Below are 23833 nucleotides of genomic sequence, written 5' to 3'. Positions count from 1 at the left end.
AATTTTATTATTAAACAAAATATAATAAAAATAAACATTAAATATATTTTAAATAAATATTTAAATAATTAAATTAAATAAAACAATGGTTTAATATTTGAAAATAAATACTTTACTAAAATAGTTTGAATTAATTATTAATTCCTACTAAAACACTTATAAATAAATTTTTTAAGTTGATTAAAATAGTTTGTTTTAAATTAATACCAACTAAGATGGTCTTATATAATATTTGTAAATTTTATTTCAAAATAAATTAGTCAGAATAGTAAATAATTAATTAAAAAGGAAAATAATAAAATGCAGGTGTAATAAACCCTGCAAAAAATAATAAGGAAATAGAAAGTTGATTAGGGATTAATCGGGTGCAAAAAGATCGTTTGATACAGAAATTTTCTTAGCCACATAATGACTTTTATGGACTCTAACAAGAATCACCTGAGAGTATAGTTCGAGTTCGCCATACTCTGGTTCGACTTGAACGTAATGGAGCTGTCCAAATTCATCACGGACACGGGCTTGGGCAGAAAATCCAGGTCTGGCATTGCCGCTGGAAATCGTCGCTAATCGCCCTAAAAGATTATAGTTGGTATGGGTGAGCTTTGGTTTAATCACTTGGTCCAGACAGTGAATCATGAACACGGTAAAAAAGATGGCGATGACAAGCGCTGGGACGATTAAATAAAATGGTGTAATAAAATAATGCTGTATAGCAAAGAAAGAAAGCTGTAAAAAATAACCAGCAAAACTAAAATTGATGAGTAGAAAAACGAAAATTAAAGCTTTAGAAAATTTAACGTTAAGTAGTGGTGAGTTAGAAAGCCAAACAGGCGCAATTTTTTTGAGTAATTGACTTGGACGAAGTCCAATATACATACCAATGGTTTCTACCACGCTGAGTAATATCAAAGCCACTACACTTAAGTGAAATGGCATAAGATAATAATTGAAAAAGAAATCAGCCATGGCAGAAACTCTAATGTTGATCGCTTCAGTCTACGATGTAGATACCGCCATCTGAATGTACTTTAATCTCAACTTTATTTAAAAAATCACCTAAACATGGACCTGAGATACATTCACCTGTTTCCACAGTAAATAAAGCACCATGGGTAGAACATTGGATGTATTCTTGGTCTTGATCAAGAAATTGATTTTCTAAATATTCAAGCTCTGTTTGCAAATGAGGGCATAAGTTTTGATAAGCATAGAATGCGCCGTCACGTTGCGTAATGAAAATAGTCGTTCCTTGTAGAGTGTCAAAAGCTCTAGCTTCACGCTCAGGAACTTCTTCCGTCATACAGATCCTTTCCATTTCAAGCACATTCCTTCTGAAAATTTTCAAGAAGTTTAGCATAATCATTAATCCCTAAACGTGGACCAAATTGAGAAACAACTTCACTCGAAATTAACACGGCTAACTGTGCAGCAGCATTCAAATCTTGATGATGATTTAGGGCATAAAGGAATGCGCCTGCAAATGCATCGCCAGCACCATTGGTATCAACTGCTTCTACATGGCGACCTGCAACATGGAAATGTTGCGTAGGGCTAGAAACTAAAGCACCTTTAGCACTTTGTGTAATCACTACTGTATGATTTTTAAAACGTAATTGAGCAAGAGCGTCTTCTACAGAGGTAGTATTTGTATACATTAAGGCTTCTTGTTCATTACAAAATAGTAAATCTACGCCATCATCCATGAGTTCTTCTAAGCCCTCGCGAGCGTATTGAACCATTGCAGGATCTGAAAGAGATAAAGCAATTTTAACACTGTTTGCTTTTGCAATTTCTCTCGCTTGTTTTACAGCTTTACGCGCTGTTTCACTTGTAGAGAGATAACCTTCAATATAAAGCCATTTTGCTGTTTTTAATGGTTCAAAGTCGATTTGATCTTGAGAGAGTTCAGCAGTGATACCTAAATAGGTATGCATTGTACGTTCAGAGTCAGGACTAATGAGTACCATGCAAGTACCTGTCACGCCTTCACTGATCGATTTTGGAGTGGTCTGGATTCCAGCTTCATTTAGACCTTGTAGATAAATTGAACCTAAATCATCATTACCCACACGGCAACCATAAAAAGCACTTCCGCCTAATGCACTAAAGGCCACAGTTGTGTTTGCCGCTGAACCACCACTCGCTTGACCTTTGTAGTCTTGATGCTGTTTCAACTCTGCATAAAGAGCAGATTGAGTGTCACCATCGGACAACTGCATTGTGCCTTTTTGCAAGCCTTGCTGATTAAGAAAATCATCAGACACTTTAAATTCTTGGTCGATTAATGCATTACCAATTGCAAAAAGATCTACAGTTGCCATATGTGTTGTCACAAATAAAAAAATCAGGTTGCTAAGTTTACACCATTGCTTGGATTTGCTGTAGTTTGTTGAATAAAATTCAGTTAAATCAAAAATTAGTAGAAAAATATTGTTGTTAGAAGATTCTTTATATTAGAGAAATAAAATTAATAAGCTTTTTTATTCAATATCTATCTCATCCATAGAATTAAAAGCTTTTGTTCTGTTAGGATAAAACATCGATAGCTATGTGCTTGATATCAAAGCCGTGCTAACGAAAACTAATACTCAACAAAAACATAGTATTTTACTTGGCTTTTGTTCGCCAATCTCAAGCTGACTCAGGCTATAATGAGATTTATTGACTTATCCGATATGTTAGGAGATCACATGACTGTAGATGTCACTGAAACCATTTCTCAAACTGTTCACCCTGCGTTTCAGTTGCTACGTCAGCACCATGTTGAAGCATTAGATATTTTAGTGTCTGAATATAAGCATAAAGTCACAGGTGCGGTGCATTATCACTTGGCAACTGATTATGATGAAAATGTATTTCTTGTTGCTTTTAGAACACAACCTATGGACTCTAAAGGTACGGCACACATTTTAGAACATACCGCTTTGTGTGGATCTGAAAAGTTTCCAGTACGTGATCCATTCTTTTTAATGATCCGTCGTTCTCTAAATACGTTCATGAACGCATTTACAGCGGCAGATTGGACTGCATATCCATTTGCTACTCAAAACAAAAAAGATTTCCAAAACTTACTTTCTGTTTATCTTGATGCGGCATTTGCTGCAAATTTGAATCCACTTGATTTTGCTCAAGAAGGTATTCGTATTGAACTTGAAAATGGACAACCTGTTTATAAAGGTGTTGTTTTTAATGAAATGAAAGGTGCGATGAGTGCGCCGTCTGACCAACTTTATCATCAGTTGGCTCATCATTTATTCCCTGAAACAACCTATCATTACAACTCAGGTGGCGATCCTAAAGATATTCCTGACCTAACTTATGAACAGTTAGTCGAGTTTTATAAAGTACATTACCACCCAAGTAATGCTGTATTTATGACCTTTGGTAATCAAACAGCATATGAGCTGCAAGAGCAATTTGAGAAACTAGCTCTACATAAGTTTTCTGCGGGTACAACTTTATATTCTAAGCCTGAAAAACGTTTAGCAGCGCCAATTGAAGTAACAGAGAACTATGGTGTTGATAGCGATGATTTAAAAGATAAGACTTATCATGTTTTATCTTGGTTATTACCAGAAGCAAATGACATTAAATTGCGTTTAGGAATGCGTTTGGTAGAAGGGATTTTATTAGAAAATTCAGCTTCACCTCTACGTCATTACTTAGAAACTTGTGGTTACGCTCAATCAACAGGTCCATTAATGGGCGTGGACGACAGTAATTTTGAAATGACTTTCTACTGTGGCGTTCAAGGCTCAAATCCTGAACATGCACAAAGCTTTAGAGAGGGTGTTTTAAATATTCTGCGTGATGTTGCTGCAAAACCAATTGACAGTAATTTAGTCGATGCAATTTTGCATCAGATTGAGTTGCATCAACGTGAAATTAATGGTGATGGTACACCATATGGTTTAAGTCTAATTTTAAATGGTTTAAGTGGTGCGATTCACCATAGTGATCCAATCCAAATTTGGGATGTCGACAGCGCAATTGCACAGGTTAAAGAAGAGTTGAAGGACCCAATGTGGTTATCAAATCTGATTCAAACGCACTTGCTTGACAATCCTCATCGTGTACAGATGACTTTAGTTCCAGACCCAATCAAGTCTGTAAAAGAGCAAGAAGCGGAAAAAGCACGCTTAGCAGCTATTGGTGAAAAACTAACAGACGCTGATAAGGCCGAAATTATTGCTAAAACCAAGGCTCTAGAGGAACGTCAGGATACGCCTGATAACCTTGAGTTATTACCGAAAGTAGGTTTGGAAGATGTACCTGCTGACTTGCATATTGTGCAGGGCCAGTTACGCGAAATTATTTGTAATCGTATGGATACACCGCTGAATTTGTACCATGCGGGTACGAACGGTATTTATTATCAACAAGTACTTATTCAGATTCCTGAAGATATTGTGAAGTCACCTTACTTCAATTTGCTTTCTATTTTAATGGGTGAAGTAGGTGCAGGTGAGTATGACTATCTTGAACTGCAAAACTTACAAACAGCTGTAAGTGGTGGTTTAGGAATGGGTGCTTCATTACGTAGTAAAGTTGACGATAAAGATAAAATTAGTGCTTGGTTAACGTTAACGACTAAATCTTTGACTCAGAAATTTGATGCAATTCATTTATTAAAATTAGCATTTGAACAGCTTCGATTTGATGAAAAAGAGAGAATTATTGAGTTATTACAACAACGTAAGACGCGATGGCAATCTCGTTTATCTGGAGCGGGCCATAGTTATGCAATGCAAATCGCATCACGTAATATGAGTGCCTTGGCTCAACGTGACTATCAAAATACTGGTTTAGGCGCTTTAAACTGGTTAGGCGAACTTGTCGCTAAGATTACTCAAGATGATGCTGCTTATGACGAATTAATTGCGGAATTAAAACGTATTCATAGTAAGTTGTTGCAAGCACCTAAACAGTTCTTACTTGTCTGTGAAGAACATCAATCTGAACGTTTGGTTGAAGAAATCCAGAATGTTTGGGATAAATTAAACGTTGATACAGCTACAGCTGAGTTAACTCAAGTAGAACAAGCTAATGATAATAATCATGAAGCATGGTTAATTCAGGCAAACGTTCAATTCTGTGCGTCTGCATATCAAGCCGTAGAAGTGTCGCATCCGGATGCAGCTCCATTAATGGTCTTGGCAGCTTATTTACGTAACGGATTCTTGCACAGTGCTATTCGTGAAAAAGGTGGTGCTTATGGTGGCGGCGCTAGTTATGATGGAAATGCGTGTTCATTCCGTTTCTTTAGCTACCGTGACCCACGTTTAGCAGAGACTTTTAAAGACTTTGAAGCAAGCGTGCAATGGTTATTAAATACAGAGCAACAACCTCATCAGCTTGAAGAAGCGATTCTTGGTTTAGTAGCAAGTATGGATAAACCAGGTTCTCCTGCAGGTGAAGCGATTACGGCATGTTATGCACTGTTACATGCAAGAACACCAGCTTTCCGCCGTACTTTGCGTGAAAGATTGTTGCATGTGACATTAGACGATTTACAACGCGTTGCTCGTCAATATTTAGTTGAGCAAACTCCTGTAAAAGCTGTAGTTGCACCATTTGCAAAACGCGATGAATTGCAACAATTAGGTTTTACCATTCAACAAGTGAATTAAAATAAAAATTGGAGATGAACATGGCGTTCAGACAATTTGAACGCACATCTTTACAGCTAAGCATAGTAACTGTGCTTAGCTGTTTATGTGCGTCTGTGACATATGCTGACACCTTAACACCCGTAAACCCTGCGACAGTGAATGCATGTGTTGCACTTACTTCGAACGCCGACCGTTTGGCTTGTTACGATTCTTTATTTAACACATCAGCTCTACCTGCTGTGCAAGCCGCAGCAGCACCAGAGCCTGTTAAAAAAATCGATCAGCCTGCTGTTCAACCAGAAACATTTAAAGAAAAAGTTACTGATACAGTAAGTAATATCAAACTTATAGGAAAAGCACCTAAGCTTGAACCTACTACTTCTTTACTTGATCAACGCTGGGAGCTGTCTGAAGAAAGTAAATTGGGTGTATGGAACATTCGTGCTTATCAACCCGTCTATTTACTACCTGTATTCTGGACCAGTGACAAAAATGAGTTACCACATAGTCCCAACCTAAATAATACGGTGACAAAAGATCAAAATCTGAAATCAACAGAAAGTAAATTTCAGATTTCTTTGAAAACCAAAGCTTGGGAAAATATTTTTGGCAATAATGGCGATTTGTGGCTAGGGTATACGCAATCTTCACGTTGGCAGACCTTCAATGCTGACGAGTCTCGTCCATTCCGTGAAACAAACTATGAACCAGAAGCAAGTTTAATGTTTAGAACAAACTATGAGTTGCTTGGTTTAGATGGGCGTTTGCTGGGGGTTACCTTAAACCATCAGTCAAATGGTCGCTCAGACCCATTATCTCGTAGCTGGAACCGTGTAATCTTTAACGTTGGATTAGAGCGCGGTAACTTTGCTTTAATGCTTCGTCCATGGATTCGTCTCGAAGAAAATAGTAAAGATGATAATAACCCTGATATTGAAGACTACATCGGTCGTGGTGATTTAACAGCTTTTTATAAGTGGAAGCAGAATGACTTCTCTTTAATGCTCCGTCATTCATTGAAAGGTGGTGATGACTCTCATGGCGCTGTTCAATTTGATTGGGCTTTCCCAATCAGTGGAAAGTTACGCGGCCATTTCCAATTATTTAATGGTTATGGTGAAAGCTTGATTGATTATAACCATCGAGCGACTTATGCCGGTTTGGGTGTGTCACTCTTAAATTGGTACTAAGATTCTATAAAAAGCCGCTTTTAAAGCGGCTTTTTTATTATCCAATTTGAATATTGGCTTGAGGGTGTTTGAGCCGGCTCTTTTTAGGAGTAGCGATTAAATAGGCGAGTGTTAAAGGTCCGAGACGTCCAGCAAACATGAGTAGGCTTAAAATAAATAAACTACCATTGTGTAAATCTGGTGTGATGCCACGAGAGAGACCTACAGTACATGCTGCTGAAACAACTTCGAAAAGTAAATTCATAAAATCTGCTTTAGGCTCTAAAAGTAAAAGAATAAAGAAGCCCATGAAGATGAGTATGCTCGTAATAGCAGTCACTGCTAATGCTTTGTAAGTCGTTTCGTGAGATACCGAATGATTGAATATTCTAATTTCATCTGTACGGCGTAAAAATGAAATTACACTCAGCACTAAGATGACAAAGGTTCCAACTTTGATTCCACCCGCTGTACTCAGTGAGCCACCACCAATAAACATCAATAACATCATTAGTAAGGAGCTACTGTTGGTCATTGCGCCCGTATCAATGGTATTAAAGCCGGAAGATCGAGGAACTGTTGCCTGAAACCATGCATTTAAAGCTTGATCACCTGCATTTAACATGCCTAAAGTATGAGGATTTTGAGCTTCTAAGGCCCATATTAAAATAAAGGCAATAAGGTTGATAATTGCAATTGTTGTCAGAATAAGCTTGCTATTGGGTGTTAGTTTTTTCCATTTTTTGTTTTGTTTAATATCCATGAGTACTAAAAAACCAAGGCCACCTAAAGTGTAAAGTATGCTAATGGTTATACAAATAATATAGTTGCTTTGAAAGTTCATTAAACTGTTGGAAAATAATGAAAAACCCGCATTATTAAATGAAGAAATGCTGTAAAAAGCCGCATAGTACAAACCACGTGCAAACCCATATATTGGTGTAAAAGCAGTGGTGAGAATAATTGTACCAACCAGCTCAAAAATAAGGGTATAGGTGACAACGCCCTTAGCAACAAAGGTAACCTTCGATAAGCTCGTTTGTCCGAGACTATCTTGAGCCATCATTTGCTGTTTAAGACCAACTTTGGGAGACAAACTTAATGCGGCCAATATCGCAAAAGTCATAAAACCCAAACCGCCAGACTGAATCAGCAATAAAATAATAGTTTGCCCAAAGAGGGTAAAAGACTCATGAATATTCAAAACAGATAGGCCAGTAATTGTAACTGCTGAGGTGGCTGTAAAGAGTGCATCCATCCAGCTGACATTGCCTGTATTCGCAAATGGCAATTTAAGCAATAAAGTGCCAAAGGCAATAAAGCCTAAAAACCCTAGCGCTAAAAGTGAAGGAGGGCTTAAATTTAACGTTTTATGAGGCTTGGGATATATAGACATATTCTAGATTTCGTTTTCTTATAAGAAGCAATTAGAAAGTTTCTTTAACTGTGGTAAATGACCTTCTAAAATAAGAATATCATGTGTTTGCAAAGTGAAATTTTCTTCAGTTTCAAACAAAATCTGCTGTTGTCTTTTAACGAGTAAGGTTTTAACCTGTGGCGCTTGCTGCATAATGCCATATAGGTTAATACCATGCAGTTTTTCAGGGATTTCAATTTTTATAATGTAGTGATCATCGTCTAAAGACATATAGCGACTTACCATCGGATAGTTGAGGGCTTGAGCTACTCTTACTCCCATATCTTCTTCAGGATGAATAATTTTATTGATATTGAGATGCGACAAAATGGTGTGATGAGCTTTGGTTTTTGCTTTTACCCAAATTTTATCAATTCCCAAATTTTTTAAGTTCAGCACACACAAAATACTGGCTTCAATATCTTCACCAATTGCGACCACAACTGCGTCACAATTTTGAATATTTAGTTCGTCAAGCACATGTTCATCGGTAGCATCAGCAATGACGGCATGCGTTAAAACGTCGGCAAGATTTTCGACATTCTTTTTTACCGTATCGATGCCAATAACATCATGATTTAATTTTGTGAGTTCTTGAGCTACCGTTGCTCCAAAACTACCTAAGCCAATGACTGCGAACTGTGCCATGTTGGTCCTTTTTTCCGATTTAGATCATTATTTTTAAGGATATTTTCTTTAAGATAAAGAGATGCAATGTAAAGATGGTAGAAATATAAAAAGATTGTATAAAAAAGCCGACAACTTTGTCGGCTTCTTCATCAAAATTAAAGATTATTTCAAGAAGCGTTTATAGCCGACGTTATCAGTAATTTCTGCATACGGATAATTAATCTGCTCAAGCGTTTCAATCAATCCATCAGGGTTTTGTTTCGCATCGGTTGCTTGTAAACCAACTAAAACACGTCCTTCTGCTGCGCCATGGTTACGATAATGGAAGAGGGTAATGTTGTGAGTTGGACCTAAACGAGTTAAGAATGTTAAGAGGGCACCTGGACGTTCAGGGAACTCAACGCGGAACAATCTTTCATCATCTAGATTTGCGTGACCACCAATTAAATAACGAATATGTAGTTTGGCAACTTCATCGTCAGAAAGGTCATCTACAATGTAATCTTGCTGTTTTAATTGTTCCAAAATTTCATGGCGCTCTGTATCTCCACCTTTCAAACTAATACCGACGAATACTTGTGCTTCCTCTGTATTGTTTGCTCGGTAGTTAAACTCAGTGATATTGCGACCTTGTAATGCACGGCAGAATCCTAAGAATGCACCTTTTTCTTCAGATAGGGTAACCGCATAAATCGCTTCACGTTGCTCACCTAACTCGGTACGCTCAGCAATATAACGTAGGCGGTCAAAATTCATATTGGCGCCGCAAACAATCGACACCATATTTTTATTGCTGATTTTGTGTTCGTGAATATATTTTTTAATACCCGCTAAAGCCATCGCACCAGAAGGTTCGACAATACTGCGGTTTTCATCAAAAGTATCTTTAATTGCTGCACAGATTTCATCTGTATTCACCGTGACAATATCAGGATCAACAATCGGACCTGAATTATCAGATTTGCGCAAACGAATAATATCAAAAGGTAAAGCACCAATTTGGGCAACAGCCGTACCGTCTGCAAATAATCCTACATGTGGCAAAATTACACGTTCATTTGCTTCTAAGGCTGCTTTTAAACAAGCAGACTCTTCATATTCAACGCCAATAACTTTTACGTGCGGTGCAACTTCTCCAAGGTAAGCTGCTACGCCTGAAATAAGGCCACCGCCACCTACAGCAACAAACACATATTCTACATCACGCCATTGACGTAAAATTTCATTTGCAATTGTGCCTTGACCTGCAATGACAAGTTCATCGTCATAAGGTGGAATAAATACAAGACCTTCAACTTCAGCACGTTGTTGAGCATATTTATTTGCGATATCAAAGCTATCACCATGTAACACAACTTGGCCGCCTAAGCGTTTAACTGCCTGAACTTTAATGTCAGGTGTTGTGCTTGGCATAACAATAATGGCAGGAATGCCTAGTCTTTGACCTGACAATGCTACACCTTGAGCATGGTTGCCCGCAGAAGCACAAATCACCCCACGTTCAAGTTGTTCTTTAGGTAATTGACTAATACGGTTGTAGGCACCGCGTAATTTAAAAGAAAAAACTGGTTGTAAATCTTCACGCTTAAAACGAATTGTATTGTTTAATTTTTGACTAATTCGTGGAGCTGCTTCGAGAGGTGTTTCAATTGCAACATCATAAACCGTTGCTTGTAAAATTTGTCGTACCACACGAGACAGCATGTTCATCTTCCCTATAACAGTTTAAAATAGGAAATTATTGTAGCAAACCCTTGTGCATTTGCGCCGTTTATTGGCGCATAAATGTCAAAAAATAGTTGAGTGATGTCATGAGTCTATATGCAACCCAAGATGAAAAGAAACAAGCTGCTGCGAAAGCTGCTTTAAAACACTTACCCAAAGGTGGCATTTTGGGGGTTGGGACTGGAAGTACCGTAAATTTTCTAATTGATTTATTACCTGAATTACAATTAGAAGCAGCTGTGGCAAGTTCTCAAGCAACTGCTGATCGTCTTAAAAAACTCGGTATTGAAGTTGTAGACATGAATCATGTGGGTAGCCTAGATGCCTATGTTGATGGTGCAGATGAGATCGACCGTCATATGCATATGATTAAAGGTGGTGGTGCTGCATTAACACGTGAAAAAATCGTGGCATCAATTGCTAAGAAATTTGTCTGTATCGTTGATGATTCAAAATGGGTTGATCAACTTGGACGTGATTTTCCTCTTCCAGTAGAAGTTATTCCAATGGCGCGTTCGGCTGTAGCTCGTAAATTAGTAAGTTTAGGTGGTGACCCCGTTTATCGTGAAGGTGTAGTTACAGATAACGGTAATGTGATTTTGGATGTTTTCAATCTTAATATCTTAAATGCTATTGAGCTCGAAAAAACAATTAACAATATTCCTGGTGTGGTAACTAACGGGATCTTTGCCTTAAATCCAGCAACGATTGCAATTGTTGCAACAAATAATGGTATTGAAGAGCGTACCGCACAGTAATGTCTGCAAAAATGCCAGAGATTAAAATCGTTCGACACGTAAGAGCAAGAAAATTGCGCTTACGTGTTGAGCCTGCTTCAATCCGTCTTACGGTTCCTTTATTTTGTAGTAAGAAGCAAATTCAGCATTTTTTAGCACAATCTGAACAATGGTTGACCGAGACGTGGAATAAACAACAAAACGTCCAATCGGCATCGATTGATATTCCTTCCGAAATTTATTTCTTTAATAAAGAACATCCATTTCAAGTCATTGTTCAAAAACAGCACCGTATTTTTCAATTTGATTGGGAAAATAGCTGTTTATTTATTAAAGACACGCAGCCATATTTGGCATTACAAAGTGCAGTTATTGCCTATGCGAAGCAAGAATTACCCGAGCTTTTAAAAGAGTTAAGTGAGAAGACTCATTTGGCTTATAGGGAGTGCACAATTCGCCGCCCGAAAACTCGGTGGGGAAGTTGTAGTAGTCAGCATAATATTATGCTACACGCGGGGCTGGTGCTCATGTCACATGAAATTGCTCGCTATGTGGCTATTCATGAGTTGGCGCATACCAAACATTTTGACCATAGTCCTGCATTTTGGGCAGAAGTTGAAAAATATGATCCATATTTTCAAAAACACCGCAGACAACTTAAATCAAATCCATTGCCTGCATGGTGGTATGTTTCAGCTTAACTAAAACTACATTCTAGTTGAGGTGTTTGTAAGTTATCGGGTGCTTTTCGGCTATCTAATCCTGCTTTGGCGCTGATAATTTTATTTGCTTTAATAGATAACTGTATAAAGTTGTATTGTTGCGTCGAGTTATTTGGTTCAGCTGAACTTGAATTGAGTAAATAACTTGAGCTCGCAGCATCTGTTTGCAATAAATTATCGGTACTATCAGCACTTAGAGCCACACGATAAATTTGTGAGCCTTTACTCATATCGATTTGACCATTCGCACGAAAATTAAGCTGACATCCAGTCGAGGTGTCTTCATAGTGACCAATTAAATAGTCTGTAGCTGGTAGGTTTGGATCTGATAAGTTAATGCTAGTTAAGCCTTGTTTGCATGGATAGGTTGATCCATTACAAGTCGCTGTGGTGGTAAACCCTACAGCTCTACGGTAATCTCCAGCACCGTCAATGCGAATGAATGTTGTTGAATTTACAGTAGGAACAATACCTGTATATTGTTTCTTTTGCAGAAGTTCATAGCCCGTTTGATCTAAAGACTGTTGTGAATTAGCCTGAGCCAATTGCAAAGTAGATGCTTTTAGGTTGGTTCCAAAGTAATCGCGCGTTACCTTTTGATTGGCTGCAATATCTAACAGCGTATTTTTTACTGGATCAATATTATCTGGGGCAGGAGTGAAAATAGGGGTAAAGGATGTTTGATCCCCATGAAGTTTTTTCCCATCCAAAAAGCCATCTTTTAAATCAGTTGCTAAACTTTTAACGAGTTCTTGGTAGGTGCTTGCTCCACCATGAATTGCTGACCAATATTGTAAATAGCCAAAGCTAAGGTAGCTATCCACATAGGTGGTAGGTTGTTTGGTTGAATACTGCTGTAAATTTAAAATTGTTAATGGATTCGCTGGACTTAAACTAGGAATAGCGGGATCTTTAAATGCATTCATTAACGATTTGTAAACATCTTGAGAAGCTAAATCCACGTGTAATTGTTCAATACGGGTTGGATCAACTGTCTCTTGGGGGAGTTGGCCTGAGCGTATGACCGCTCGTTGGTAAACCGCTTCACTACTTGGGCTAATGAATTGGGTTCTGCTACTTGCCGTATTCGGCGTAATAAATGCATGATAAATACCTGACAGATTTTGGTACTGTGAAGTAAGTGGGTCAAACACTTGAGATGAGCTTTGAGTTGTAATTTCTACGCGATATAAACGATTCAATTTTGCAGTAGGAATTTTGACATTAAAACTATTTAAACTTGCAATTGAAGTATCCACTAAAACAGCGTTGTTGGTGTTGTCATATACCTTCAGTTGGATATTACGCATCTCTACAGGGGTTTTTAAAGTCACATCAGTTGTTGCTTCAGGTGTAGGGTCAACAGGCGTTGGAGTAGTTGGTGAGCTGCCTCCACTACTACCTCCACCTCCGCAACCAGTAAGGGCTACACTTAAAATTAATGTGCTCAAGCCAAGGTACGTGCGTAATTTTGTTTCTTTTGATTGTTGAAGCATCCTAGCTCTCCAAAAATTAATCTGGTATTTATTTGCTGATATTTATGTGGTTATGACAGTCCAGTAAGTGTTATCTGATTGTCACTAAAATTAAAAAATTAAAATTACCAAGCATGAAATGGTTTTGTAAGCTTGGACATCCTGTCATACTACTGCCCAAGTATAGATTCAAAAATTGAGGTAATGCACGTGATTTCTGTCGGAATTGTTGGTGGAACGGGTTATACAGGCGTTGAACTATTACGTATTTTATTACGACATCCTAAAGCGCAGGTTCGAGTTCTTACTTCACGTACAGAAGCGGGCAAACCAGTTGCAGATATGTTCCCTAATTTACGTGGACATACTGATCTTCAATTTTCAGATTTAAGCATTAATGCATTAAAAGAATGTGATGTTGTATTTTTTGCAACTCCACATGGCGTTGCGATGCAGCATGCCAAAGAGTTGATTGCAGCTGGAACTAAAGTTATTGATTTAGCAGCAGACTTTCGCTTACAAAATCTTGAACAGTTTGAAAAATGGTATGGTATGGAGCATGCTTGCCCAGATGTATTAAAAGAATCTGTATATGGTCTAACTGAGTTAAACCGTGAAAAAATTAAACAAGCTCAAGTTATTGGTAACCCGGGTTGCTATCCGACGACTGTTCAATTAGGTTTAGCGCCACTGTTAAAATCAGCACAAGCACTGATTGAAACTAAAAATATTATCATTGATGCGAAATCTGGTGTTTCTGGTGCTGGCCGTAAAGCAAGCTTAGGCATGATTTATAGTGAAAATGCAGATAACTTTAAAGCATATGGTGTTGCAGGCCATCGTCATCATCCGGAAATTGTAGAAGCACTAGAAAATATTGCGGGACAAAAAGGTGGGTTTGAAGGACTCTTGTTTGTTCCGCATTTAGTACCGATGATTCGCGGTATGTTGAGTACAATTTATGTAGACTTAACGGAAGCGGGTAAGCAGACAGACTTACAAGCTTTATATGAAAACTTCTATGCTAATGAAAAATTCGTAGATGTCATGCCTGCGAATAGTTCACCTGAAACACGTAGTGTACGCGGTGCAAATGAGCTTCGTATTGCTTTGTATAAACCACAACCAAATAAACTGATTATTTTGGCTGCTCAAGATAACCTTGTAAAAGGCGCATCTGGTCAGGCTGTACAAAATATGAACCTTATGTTTGGCTTTAGTGAAGAGGAAGGCTTACAAGGGATTGGTTTATTACCATAAAAAACTCTTTTTTGCTTCACACACATTTAAATTTCGATTTAAATGTGTGTCTTGACTCTGATCTTGAACACTGAGATGACGATGCAAAACTCTGGACAGACGACTTCGGCAGAAAGTTCGTTGCAAAAGAAAAATTTTTTAAACACCAATAAGCCTTTATTTATTGGTGCTGCCATTTTAATGAGTGGTTGTTTTGCGCTCGGCTATACAATTGGGCACCGTCAAGGTTTAACTGTTGTTGGTTACGATGCAGATGCAGAGCAATTGGTTGAAGTAGTGCAAAAGCAAAAAACAGCTTTAGATGCAGTTAACAAAAGCTTAAACGCGGCAGTGCAAGAGCGTGATGTGGCTGTGACCAATGCAAATGATCTGTTTGAAGCGCTTAATCAAGCGAACGCCGATAAAACTCAGCAAGAAGGTATGAGTAATATCTACCGTGAGATTTTGAGACAGCGTGGTGGTTTAAGCTTAACGATTCAAAATCTGGCCATTAAGCCTTTACCTGAAAATGCTTATGAATATCAGCTAGATTTAGTGCAAGTAAGTCCAAGTAAGCGCCGTGCTCTAGGATCGGTTGAAATAAGATTGATCAAAGATACTGAAGTTTTAGTGGTACCACTTGAAGCGAAGAACTTTAACTTTACTGACTTTGAACGTTTAACAGGTCGTTGGACGATGCCTAAAGGTTTTACGCCTCAATTTATTGAAGTGCGTTTAACAGGCGGCTCTGAAACACCAGTTATTAAACGTTTTAGTTGGCAGCGTGGTAAACCTGTCGAAACATCTTCTGCTTTTGTAGCAGAAATTCCTCAAGCTGAAGCAAATTCACAATAGTAACATCCTATGCGAACAAATAAGCGTCAAACAAACTTAAAAGATATCAAGGCTTCTTTTCAGCAGTCTGGCTATGTCGATTGGCACTTCCATCCACGCTTAAGTGATTCGCAAAACGAAGATCATGACGGAGAGGTTGTTGTACAAACAGCCCCTCCAGAACTCAAGCGTCCCCCATTATATGCAGTTGTATTAATGAATGACGATTACACCCCAATGGACTTTGTAATTGAAATTTTACAACAATACTTTGCAATGAATCTTGACCAAGCAACTCAAGTAATGCTAACAGTACACTATGAAGGTAAAGGTATTGCCGGAGTATATCCAAGAGACATCGCGGAAACTAAGGCAAACCTTGTTAATAATTACGCTCGATCGCAAGGTCATCCATTACTTTGCCAGATTGAGCCTAAAGCATAAGGGGGTTACATGCTCAGTCGTCAATTAGAAGTATCATTACGTTTGGCTGTTAGCATGGCTCGTCAAAAGAGACATGAGTTTCTTACAGTCGAACACTTATTATTAGCATTACTCGACAACGATTCAGCCGTGAATGCACTCAAAGCATGTGGGGCTGATATAGTTTCTTTGCGTAAAGAATTAGAAGAATATGTAGAACAACATACTCCTAAGCTTGGCGAAAATAGCGAGCAAGCTCCACATCCAACAGAAAGTTTCGACCGCATTTTGCAACGTGCTATTTTCCACGTGCAATCAAGTGGCGGCGATCGTACTGTTGAAGGTGCGGATGTTTTGGTCGCAATGTACTCAGAGCGTGATTCTTTTGCTGTGTATTTACTTAAACGTCATCAGATCAATCGCTTGACATTAACTCAATACTTGTCTCATGGGACACGTAAAGACGAAGTGCAGGTTGAAGAAGAAGTTGAAGATATTGAAGGTGAAACCAGCGCAGGCAATGCAGGGCCATTAGAGCTTTATACGCTGAACTTAAATGTTGAAGCGCAAAAAGGCAAAACTGACCCACTGATTGGTCGTGAAAAAGAAATTGAGCGTACAGCACAAATTTTGTGCCGCCGTCGCAAAAATAACCCATTACTTGTAGGTGATCCGGGTGTTGGTAAAACCTCGATTGCTGAAGGTCTGGCATGGTTAATTGTGAATGGTAAAGCACCAAAACCTTTAAGTCAGGCTGAAATCTATAGTCTGGACATTGGTGCATTGGTTGCTGGAACGAAATATCGTGGTGACTTTGAAAAACGTTTAAAACAACTGCTTAATGCATTGAAGAAAAATCCAAATGCGATTTTATTCATTGATGAGATTCATATGATCATTGGTGCAGGCTCAAGTATGGGCAGCACAATGGATGCTTCAAATCTCATTAAGCCAGCTTTAGCTAATGGTACTTTACGTTGTATTGGTTCAACGACTTTCCAAGAATATCGTCAGGTTTTTGAAAAAGACCATGCGTTATCACGTCGTTTCCAAAAAATTGACGTTAATGAGCCAAGTATTTCGGAAACGATTGATATTTTACGTGGATTGAAAACTAAGTTTGAAGATTTCCACCATGTACAATATGACGATAAGGCCTTGGTATCAGCTGTAGAACTTTCTGCTAAATTTATTAATGATCGTTTCTTGCCCGATAAAGCGATTGATGTCATTGATGAAGCAGGTGCTCAGCGTCGTCTGAAAGCTGAAAGTGATGATAGCTTGATTACGGTAGAGAATATCGAGGATATCGTTTCTAAGATCGCTCGTATTCCGCCAAAAACTGTATCTAAAGATGATAAGTCAGTGCTTGAAAATCTTGAGCGTGATTTGAAACGTGTGGTGTTTGGTCAAGATGAAGCAATCACTGCATTAGGTTCAGCGATCAAATTATCTCGCGCTGGATTGAAATCACCAGATAAACCAGTGGGTAGTTTTGTTTTTGCTGGCCCAACTGGGGTGGGTAAAACCGAGGTTACTAAACAGCTGGCGAAATTGTTAGGTGTGGAGCTTGTACGTTTCGATATGTCTGAATATATGGAACGTCATGCAGTTTCACGTTTAATTGGTGCACCTCCGGGGTATGTGGGTTATGACCAAGGTGGTTTGCTCACTGATGCGATTCATAAAAATCCGCATTGCGTCTTGTTGCTTGATGAAATTGAGAAAGCACATCCAGATGTGTTTAATCTCTTGCTACAAATCATGGACCATGGTGCGTTGACGGATAACAATGGACGCAAGTCAGACTTTAGAAATGTGATTATTGTTTTGACTACGAATATTGGTGCGGAAAGTATTTCACGTGCGAGCATTGGTTTTACAGAACAAGATCATAGTTCTGATAACCAAGAAGCGATGAAACGTGCTTTCTCACCAGAGTTCCGTAACCGTCTAGATGGCGTTATTCAATTCAAAGCATTACCAACTACTGTGATTGAGTCTGTAGTCGACAAATTCTTAACAGAATTGCAAGCACAATTGGATGAAAAACAAGTTGTTCTTGATGTCGATCAAAGTGCACGAGATTGGTTAGCAACAAACGGTTATGATCGTTTGATGGGTGCTCGTCCAATGCAACGTCTCATTCAAGAACATTTGAAAAAACCACTCGCTGAAATGATTCTGTTTGGTGAACTTGCAGATCATGGTGGTAATGTGGCTGTATCAGTGAAAAAAGAAGATGGCAAAGCTGTCGGCTTGAAACTTGAAGTGTTTGAAGATCATCATACGGCAGAACCAGCGTAACTTATGTTAATTGATAGTCTTGCTATAACCCGAATACTCAGTGTATTCGGGTTATTTATTATCACAGCAATTGCTGAAATTCTGGGTTGTTATTTTCCTTATCTGATTTTAAAAGAAGGTAAGTCAGCTTGGTTGTGGATACCTACAGCCTTAAGTCTAGCTATCTTCGTATGGCTGCTGACCCTACATCCAGCAGCTTCTGGGCGTATTTATGCTGCATATGGCGGTATCTATATTTTTACTGCGCTCATGTGGTTACGCTTTGTTGATCAGGTTGGATTAACCAGATGGGATCTATTAGGTGGTCTAATTGTGCTTTGTGGAGCGAGCCTAATTATTTTGCAGCCTCAAGGGTTGATTCGTTAATAGGTAATTGAATCAAACCTTAAGCGAGAAAATAAGAAGTTTTTTCAAAAAAAAGACTTGTCAAACTCATCAACAATGCGTATTTTAGATTCAAGGAACATTTTTTAATATTTGAGATAAAGATGTTAAATCTATCTGTGAACACTAACGCTTACTATTACTTTTGGCAATTTAGATAGTTGCCTGAGCGTATTCGGGCATGAGAAAGTTGCCCATCACAGTTAATACCTGATCGGCAACCCCGATCAGGTTTTTTTATGCTTTATCTTTTTTGAATCGAGGAACTTAAAATGAACAACATGACTTATTCGTACTTTAGCAACTTTTATTGGTTTTACTTTTGCTTACCTTTACCAACGAATAGATCCAAAACGCTCAAATAAATGATCGGACTGAGTAGATTGCAGTCCCAAGGAAAAACCAATGAATGCCCTAAATACTTTACTGACTCAAACCAATACAAAAGAAACACCAGTTAGTTTACCTATTCAGTTAAAAGCGAAATATCCGCTTGCACACACTTTCGCACGTCAAATTGCCGAACATCGCCAAAATATTCAAAATATTCTTAACGGCAAAGATCATCGTCTAATGGTAATTACAGGGCCTTGTTCAATTCATGATCCGGTTGCAGTACTTGAATACGCTGAAAAACTGCAAAAACTACAAGAAAAAATAAAAGATCAAATTTTTATTGTAATGCGCACATACATTGAAAAGCCACGCACAACTGTGGGCTGGAAGGGCTTCATGTATGATCCAAATTTAGATGGTTCATCAAATTTACAACTTGGTTTAGAAAAGTCTCGTGAACTGTACCTACAAATTATTGAAAAGGGCTTGCCAATTGCGAGTGAAATTTTAAGCCCAATGGCAACTGGCTATTTTGATGATTTATTGGCTTGGGGGGCAATTGGTGCTCGTACCAGCGAGTCTCAGATTCACCGTGAGATCTCAAGTCATATGCCATACAGTATTGGTTTTAAGAATGGTACTGATGGTTCTATTCAGATTGCATTAGATGCGATTCAGTCAGCACAAAATGAACATCAATTTTTAGGTATGAACCAACAAGGTTTGCCTTCGGTGATTCAGAGTGCTGGCAACCCATTACCGCACTTGATCTTGCGTGGAGCAAATCATGGGCCAAATTATGATTTAGCTTCAATTCAGGCGATACGCGAAAAGTACAAACAAAATCTACCTGCACTGGTGATAGATTGTAGTCATGGTAATAGTGGCAAAGATCCGTTGCGTCAGCCGGAAGTATTACAGCAAATCGTTGCTGAACGTTTGAAAACACAAGTTAGAGGGGTCATGATTGAAAGTCATTTGGTTGATGGTAATCAAAAGATTTCTTGTGATATGACTTATGGCCAGTCAGTAACCGATGGTTGCTTAGGGTGGGAAAAAACAGAGCAACTTTTGTTAAATGTATCAGAGCAATTAAAAGCGAAAGTATTAGCCCATTCCGCTTAATTATTTATTGATGTAAAAAAGGGATCTGTAAGTAGATCCCTTTATTTTTTTTAAGAAGCATGCTTGAGTTCGGATAAGAATGTAGTGATTTCATGTCCAAACTTTTTAGGCTCGGTTAATAGAGGTGTATGGCCTGAGCGTTCAAAATATATTGCTTTTGCATGTTCAATACTATGAGCAATCAGCGTTTGCCCAGTTTCTGAATAAAGTGTCGAATTGCGACCAATAAAAAAGGTGGTTGGACATGCTAATTGCTGAATCGCTTCGCGATAATCTTCATTGTGATAAAGATAATTTTCCACATACCAAAACAAGTAATCTAAACGTTGAATGGGTAATAAATATTTTTGTAGAAAAGGCTGTTTTAAAGCTGTTTTAAAAACTAAAGGACTAAATGGGTTACTACTTTGTAGCTCAATAAAATCTACCCAAAGACGGACCAGTTCTTGCCGATCTGGAAGCGATAGCTCATAAAGATATTTGGCATTTTTATGCTTTGCTAATAATTGATAGATATCATTTAATAATTGTTTGAACTGAGTGTGAAGTGGGCCGAATAAACCATATTCCCAAGTTGAATCTACTGATATCTTTGGTGTCTGGTCAATATGTAAATAGGCTTTTAACTGCTGAGCCAGTTGAGCGTGCTTCATGCCATGCATGGCAGTTGTCGCGCCCATTGAATAACCCATCAAGATAAAGTTATTAAGTTTTAATTGATCTATTAAATGAGCAACGTCTTGCCAATGGCTAGAAATTGCATCTTGCTGGGGAATTGCACAATTTTTTGAACCACCGAATCCGCGCCAGTCTGGAATAATAAATTCATATTCTTTGCGGTTTGCATAAATAAAAGGTAGCCACTGCCAACTTTGCATGCCAAGGCCAGATAAAACCAAAACAGGCTCACCACGACCAACACGGCGTACAAATAAATTTTCCCGATCGGGCATGGTGTAATACGGCATGGCTATTCTCCAGATGTGTTATCTTGGGCAAAGCGTTTTAATTGAGGAATGACTTGTTCCAACCATTTGATCCATTCACTTTCCATCGTAATCCCAAGTTCTAAGATCATTTTGTGGATGTATAACACACGGTCATTTAGATCATCACTGTCTTTAAAATCTTTATCATAAATACTTTGATAAAGTTTGAGCTTCTCTTGATGTAAACCAAGGTGCCTTAACAGTTCAGGTAATATCTGATTATTGCTCAATTGTGCTTCAGCACGCAATCTAACCATTAAATCATCACGAAGCTGGGCAGGTTCACTTTGTTGAGTCATCCATGAAGCCAGTTCGATACGTCCCAGTTGTTCAACCTGATAGGTTTTTTTTCGGCCATTGTCCATTTCATTTTCTAAAGTGGAAACCCAGCCTTTTTTAAGCATGTTATTGAGTTCACGATAAATTTGCTGGTGAGTGGCATTCCAGAAAAAGCCCATTGAGCGGTCAAAGCGGCGGGCGAGTTCAAACCCTGTACTTGGACGTTCAAGCAAGCTGGTCAATAAAACATGAGGAAGTGACATGGCAATCCAGTTTGTAAGCAAAAGTAAAGTGTGACTCATGAGATTATGCAACATGTTGCATAAAAGTCAAAATTTGATTATAAATTTATGCAACAAGTTGCATTAGCAAGCTTATTGCTAGCCATAGGAGAAAATATGTCAGCTTATCCACATTTATTAAAGCCACTTGATTTAGGCTTTACGACTTTAAAAAACCGTGTGCTTATGGGGTCTATGCATATTGGGTTAGAGGAAGCACCGCAAGGATATGAGCGCATGGCTGCGTTTTATGCTGAGCGTGCAAAAGGTGATGTGGGTTTAATTGTAACTGGCGGTGTTTCTCCAAATGATGATGGTGTTGTGTTTAGCCACGGGACCAAACTAGATACAGTTGAAGAAGCTGAAAAACATAAAGTGATTACCCAAGCTGTCCACGAGGCTGGGGGCAAAATTGCTATGCAGATTTTACATACAGGTCGTTATTCTTATCAGCCAAACAATGTTGCTCCTTCAGCAATTCAAGCACCGATTAATCCGATTAAACCTAAAGCTTTAAGTTCTGCCGAAGTACAACAAACAATTGATGACTTTGCCAACTGTGCCAAACTTGCTCAGTATGCGGGCTATGATGGTGTAGAAATCATGGGCTCTGAAGGTTATTTAATTAATGAGTTTATTGCAGCTCGTACGAATCATCGTGATGATGAATGGGGCGGTAGTTACGAAAATCGTATTCGCTTTCCTATCGAAATTGTAAAGCGTACCCGTGAATTAGTAGGTGAAAACTTTATCATCATTTATCGTCTATCTATGCTTGATTTAGTTGAAGGCGGCTCAAGTTTTGATGAAGTGATTCAGCTGGCAAAAGAAATTGAAAAAGCTGGTGCAACAATTATCAATACTGGTATTGGTTGGCATGAGGCGCGTATTCCAACTATTGCGACTAAAGTGCCACGTGCTGCATTTACTTGGGTGACTGAAAAGCTTAAAGGTGAAGTTTCTATTCCTTTAATTACTTCTAACCGAATCAATACGCCTGAAATGGCTGAGCATGTATTGGCATCGGGTCATGCTGATATGGTGTCTATGGCACGACCAATGCTAGCTGATGCTGAGTTTGTTTTGAAAGCAAGTGAAGGCCGTAGTGATGAAATTAATACTTGTATTGGGTGCAACCAAGCTTGTTTAGATCATATTTTCTCAATGAAAATCGCAACCTGTTTAGTCAACCCTCGCGCGTGTTATGAAACTGAACTGATTTTTAAAGAAGCTCAGGTTAAAAAGAATATCGCTGTGATTGGTGCGGGGCCTGCGGGCTTAAGTTTTGCAGTATATGCAGCCGATCGCGGGCATCAAGTTAAAGTTTTTGAAGCAAGTCATCAAATTGGTGGTCAATTTAATATCGCAAAAACAGTTCCTGGAAAAGAAGAATTCTACGAAACTTTACGCTACTTTAGCCGTCAAATTGAATTGCGACCAAACATTGAACTTGTACTAAATCATCAAGCGACTTATGACGAATTAAGCCAAGCAAATTTTGATGAAATTGTAGTTGCAACAGGCGTGACGCCTCGTCAATTACAATTCGAGGGAATTGATCATCCTAAAGTGCTGAGCTATTTACAAGTTTTAAAAGAGCGTGTGCCAGTAGGACAACGTGTTGCCATTATTGGCGCAGGTGGTATTGGTTTCGACACAGCTGAATATCTTACTCACGAAGGTGAAAGTGGCAGTTTAAATCCAGAAAAGTTCTATGAAGAGTGGGGAATCGATACTCAATATGAACATGGGGGTGGCTTAAAGCAGCCAAATGTTGAGGCATCTGAAAGAGAAATTTATTTACTGCAACGTAAAACTGCTGCTGTAGGTGCTGGTTTAGGTAAAACAACAGGTTGGATTCATCGCACAGGACTTAAAAACCGTCAGGTCAAAATGTTTGCTGGTGTGCAATATGACAAAGTAGATGACCAAGGTTTACATATAACGATAGACGGGCAACCAAGTGTACTTGAGGTCGATCATGTTGTGATTTGTGCGGGGCAAGAGTCATTTACTGCAATGTATGATCAATTAAAAACAGATGGAAAAAATGTTCATTTAATTGGTGGTGCTAAAGAGGCAGGAGAGCTAGATGCAAAACGTGCAATACGCCAAGGCGCTGAATTAGCAGCAGTACTCTAAATTTTAA

At 38.6% G+C, this 23833-nt stretch carries 20 protein-coding genes; 11 read left to right on the top strand and 9 right to left on the bottom strand.

From position 1 onward, the window contains the following. Positions 1–357: 357 nt before the first annotated feature. Genes KTI78_RS03930 through KTI78_RS03920 form a run of 3 tightly spaced genes read right to left on the bottom strand, consistent with a single transcriptional unit; the run spans position 358 to position 2321 of the window. A complete protein-coding gene (locus KTI78_RS03930; RefSeq protein ID WP_016140780.1) occupies positions 358–966 on the bottom strand; it encodes an OB-fold-containig protein in 609 nt (202 codons plus the stop codon). A gap of 25 nt (positions 967–991) precedes the next feature. Further along, positions 992–1300 (bottom strand): Rieske (2Fe-2S) protein, encoded by a 309-nt coding sequence (locus KTI78_RS03925; RefSeq protein WP_002121079.1) that lies wholly within the window; start codon positions 1298–1300, stop codon positions 992–994. A gap of 16 nt (positions 1301–1316) precedes the next feature. Then, positions 1317–2321 carry an adenosine kinase gene (locus KTI78_RS03920; RefSeq protein WP_262445277.1) on the bottom strand — a complete coding sequence of 335 codons (1005 nt, stop codon included), beginning with the start codon at positions 2319–2321 and terminating at the stop codon, positions 1317–1319. Between the two features lie 369 nt (positions 2322–2690). Between KTI78_RS03920 and KTI78_RS03915 the strand changes: the two genes are divergently transcribed. Continuing rightward, positions 2691–5630, top strand: a complete 2940-nt coding sequence (locus KTI78_RS03915; protein WP_262445276.1) for an insulinase family protein — start codon at positions 2691–2693, stop codon at positions 5628–5630. 20 nt (positions 5631–5650) lie between these two features. Beyond that, positions 5651–6802 (top strand): phospholipase A, encoded by a 1152-nt coding sequence (locus KTI78_RS03910; protein WP_262445275.1) that lies wholly within the window; start codon positions 5651–5653, stop codon positions 6800–6802. Between the two features lie 37 nt (positions 6803–6839). On the opposite strand, the gene KTI78_RS03905 is transcribed toward KTI78_RS03910, so the two are convergent. From KTI78_RS03905 to ilvA, 3 genes are all read right to left on the bottom strand, one after another. After that, positions 6840–8177: a TrkH family potassium uptake protein gene (locus tag KTI78_RS03905; protein ID WP_262445274.1), complete on the bottom strand. Its 1338-nt coding sequence runs from the start codon at positions 8175–8177 to the stop codon at positions 6840–6842. 18 nt (positions 8178–8195) lie between these two features. Further along, positions 8196–8846: a potassium channel family protein gene (locus KTI78_RS03900; RefSeq protein ID WP_262445273.1), complete on the bottom strand. Its 651-nt coding sequence runs from the start codon at positions 8844–8846 to the stop codon at positions 8196–8198. Positions 8847–8990: 144 nt separating this feature from the next. Beyond that, positions 8991–10538 (bottom strand): threonine ammonia-lyase, biosynthetic, encoded by a 1548-nt coding sequence (ilvA, locus tag KTI78_RS03895; protein WP_262445272.1) that lies wholly within the window; start codon positions 10536–10538, stop codon positions 8991–8993. Positions 10539–10639: 101 nt separating this feature from the next. Here ilvA and rpiA point away from each other — a divergent pair, with 101 nt between their 5' ends. Together rpiA and KTI78_RS03885 are read left to right on the top strand one after the other, a co-directional pair. After that, positions 10640–11311 carry a ribose-5-phosphate isomerase RpiA gene (gene rpiA, locus KTI78_RS03890; RefSeq protein WP_002046900.1) on the top strand — a complete coding sequence of 224 codons (672 nt, stop codon included), beginning with the start codon at positions 10640–10642 and terminating at the stop codon, positions 11309–11311. Beyond that, positions 11311–11991 carry a SprT family zinc-dependent metalloprotease gene (locus KTI78_RS03885; RefSeq protein ID WP_262445270.1) on the top strand — a complete coding sequence of 227 codons (681 nt, stop codon included), beginning with the start codon at positions 11311–11313 and terminating at the stop codon, positions 11989–11991. The genes rpiA and KTI78_RS03885 overlap by 1 nt, the downstream gene beginning before the upstream one ends. Here the strand turns inward: KTI78_RS03885 and KTI78_RS03880 are convergent. Further along, positions 11988–13508: a hypothetical protein gene (locus tag KTI78_RS03880; RefSeq protein ID WP_262445269.1), complete on the bottom strand. Its 1521-nt coding sequence runs from the start codon at positions 13506–13508 to the stop codon at positions 11988–11990. The genes KTI78_RS03885 and KTI78_RS03880 overlap by 4 nt on opposite strands. 183 nt (positions 13509–13691) lie before the next feature. Between KTI78_RS03880 and argC the strand changes: the two genes are divergently transcribed. The 6 genes from argC to KTI78_RS03850 all read left to right on the top strand — a co-directional run bounded on the left by argC (position 13692) and on the right by KTI78_RS03850 (position 20135). Further along, positions 13692–14747 (top strand): N-acetyl-gamma-glutamyl-phosphate reductase, encoded by a 1056-nt coding sequence (gene argC, locus KTI78_RS03875; RefSeq protein ID WP_262445268.1) that lies wholly within the window; start codon positions 13692–13694, stop codon positions 14745–14747. Positions 14748–14822: 75 nt separating this feature from the next. Further along, positions 14823–15581, top strand: a complete 759-nt coding sequence (locus KTI78_RS03870) for a DUF6776 family protein (RefSeq protein WP_079284188.1) — start codon at positions 14823–14825, stop codon at positions 15579–15581. Between the two features lie 9 nt (positions 15582–15590). Next, on the top strand, positions 15591–16004 hold the full coding sequence (gene clpS, locus KTI78_RS03865) for an ATP-dependent Clp protease adapter ClpS (protein WP_002121129.1): 414 nt from the start codon (positions 15591–15593) through the stop codon (positions 16002–16004). A gap of 9 nt (positions 16005–16013) precedes the next feature. Continuing rightward, positions 16014–18290 carry an ATP-dependent Clp protease ATP-binding subunit ClpA gene (clpA, locus tag KTI78_RS03860; RefSeq protein ID WP_016140791.1) on the top strand — a complete coding sequence of 759 codons (2277 nt, stop codon included), beginning with the start codon at positions 16014–16016 and terminating at the stop codon, positions 18288–18290. Positions 18291–18293: 3 nt separating this feature from the next. Continuing rightward, positions 18294–18656 carry a YnfA family protein gene (locus KTI78_RS03855; RefSeq protein WP_016140792.1) on the top strand — a complete coding sequence of 121 codons (363 nt, stop codon included), beginning with the start codon at positions 18294–18296 and terminating at the stop codon, positions 18654–18656. Positions 18657–19079: 423 nt separating this feature from the next. Further along, positions 19080–20135 carry a 3-deoxy-7-phosphoheptulonate synthase gene (locus tag KTI78_RS03850; protein ID WP_262445267.1) on the top strand — a complete coding sequence of 352 codons (1056 nt, stop codon included), beginning with the start codon at positions 19080–19082 and terminating at the stop codon, positions 20133–20135. A 50-nt stretch (positions 20136–20185) separates the two neighbouring features. Here KTI78_RS03850 and KTI78_RS03845 read toward each other — a convergent pair whose 3' ends face one another. Both KTI78_RS03845 and KTI78_RS03840 read right to left on the bottom strand, forming a co-directional pair. Next, positions 20186–21103, bottom strand: a complete 918-nt coding sequence (locus tag KTI78_RS03845) for an alpha/beta fold hydrolase (RefSeq protein WP_262445266.1) — start codon at positions 21101–21103, stop codon at positions 20186–20188. Between the two features lie 2 nt (positions 21104–21105). Then, positions 21106–21666, bottom strand: a complete 561-nt coding sequence (locus tag KTI78_RS03840; RefSeq protein WP_224991567.1) for a PadR family transcriptional regulator — start codon at positions 21664–21666, stop codon at positions 21106–21108. 135 nt (positions 21667–21801) lie between these two features. Here KTI78_RS03840 and KTI78_RS03835 point away from each other — a divergent pair, with 135 nt between their 5' ends. Further along, the gene (locus tag KTI78_RS03835; RefSeq protein WP_262445265.1) at positions 21802–23826 is read left to right on the top strand and encodes an NADPH-dependent 2,4-dienoyl-CoA reductase; all 2025 of its coding nucleotides are present in this window, start codon (positions 21802–21804) and stop codon (positions 23824–23826) included. The last annotated feature ends 7 nt before the right edge of the window (positions 23827–23833 follow it).

This window comes from Acinetobacter sp. WU_MDCI_Abxe161 (genome assembly GCF_025514355.1).
Lineage (GTDB): Bacteria > Pseudomonadota > Gammaproteobacteria > Pseudomonadales > Moraxellaceae > Acinetobacter > Acinetobacter pittii_E.
The sequence above is the reverse complement of the archived record's forward strand: the minus strand, read 5'-3'. Positions and strand labels throughout refer to the sequence as shown.

Bases quoted from the DNA above. Each gene is read 5' to 3' on its own strand.
- KTI78_RS03930 (WP_016140780.1), bottom strand. From the start codon at position 966: ATGGCTGATTTCTTTTTCAATTATTATCTTATGCCATTTCACTTAAGT.
- KTI78_RS03925 (WP_002121079.1), bottom strand. From the start codon at position 1,300: ATGACGGAAGAAGTTCCTGAGCGTGAAGCTAGAGCTTTTGACACTCTA.
- KTI78_RS03920 (WP_262445277.1), bottom strand. From the start codon at position 2,321: ATGGCAACTGTAGATCTTTTTGCAATTGGTAATGCATTAATCGACCAA.
- KTI78_RS03915 (WP_262445276.1), top strand. From the start codon at position 2,691: ATGACTGTAGATGTCACTGAAACCATTTCTCAAACTGTTCACCCTGCG.
- KTI78_RS03910 (WP_262445275.1), top strand. From the start codon at position 5,651: ATGGCGTTCAGACAATTTGAACGCACATCTTTACAGCTAAGCATAGTA.
- KTI78_RS03905 (WP_262445274.1), bottom strand. From the start codon at position 8,177: ATGTCTATATATCCCAAGCCTCATAAAACGTTAAATTTAAGCCCTCCT.
- KTI78_RS03900 (WP_262445273.1), bottom strand. From the start codon at position 8,846: ATGGCACAGTTCGCAGTCATTGGCTTAGGTAGTTTTGGAGCAACGGTA.
- ilvA (WP_262445272.1), bottom strand. From the start codon at position 10,538: ATGAACATGCTGTCTCGTGTGGTACGACAAATTTTACAAGCAACGGTT.
- rpiA (WP_002046900.1), top strand. From the start codon at position 10,640: ATGAGTCTATATGCAACCCAAGATGAAAAGAAACAAGCTGCTGCGAAA.
- KTI78_RS03885 (WP_262445270.1), top strand. From the start codon at position 11,311: ATGTCTGCAAAAATGCCAGAGATTAAAATCGTTCGACACGTAAGAGCA.
- KTI78_RS03880 (WP_262445269.1), bottom strand. From the start codon at position 13,508: ATGCTTCAACAATCAAAAGAAACAAAATTACGCACGTACCTTGGCTTG.
- argC (WP_262445268.1), top strand. From the start codon at position 13,692: ATGCACGTGATTTCTGTCGGAATTGTTGGTGGAACGGGTTATACAGGC.
- KTI78_RS03870 (WP_079284188.1), top strand. From the start codon at position 14,823: ATGACGATGCAAAACTCTGGACAGACGACTTCGGCAGAAAGTTCGTTG.
- clpS (WP_002121129.1), top strand. From the start codon at position 15,591: ATGCGAACAAATAAGCGTCAAACAAACTTAAAAGATATCAAGGCTTCT.
- clpA (WP_016140791.1), top strand. From the start codon at position 16,014: ATGCTCAGTCGTCAATTAGAAGTATCATTACGTTTGGCTGTTAGCATG.
- KTI78_RS03855 (WP_016140792.1), top strand. From the start codon at position 18,294: ATGTTAATTGATAGTCTTGCTATAACCCGAATACTCAGTGTATTCGGG.
- KTI78_RS03850 (WP_262445267.1), top strand. From the start codon at position 19,080: ATGAATGCCCTAAATACTTTACTGACTCAAACCAATACAAAAGAAACA.
- KTI78_RS03845 (WP_262445266.1), bottom strand. From the start codon at position 21,103: ATGCCGTATTACACCATGCCCGATCGGGAAAATTTATTTGTACGCCGT.
- KTI78_RS03840 (WP_224991567.1), bottom strand. From the start codon at position 21,666: ATGTCACTTCCTCATGTTTTATTGACCAGCTTGCTTGAACGTCCAAGT.
- KTI78_RS03835 (WP_262445265.1), top strand. From the start codon at position 21,802: ATGTCAGCTTATCCACATTTATTAAAGCCACTTGATTTAGGCTTTACG.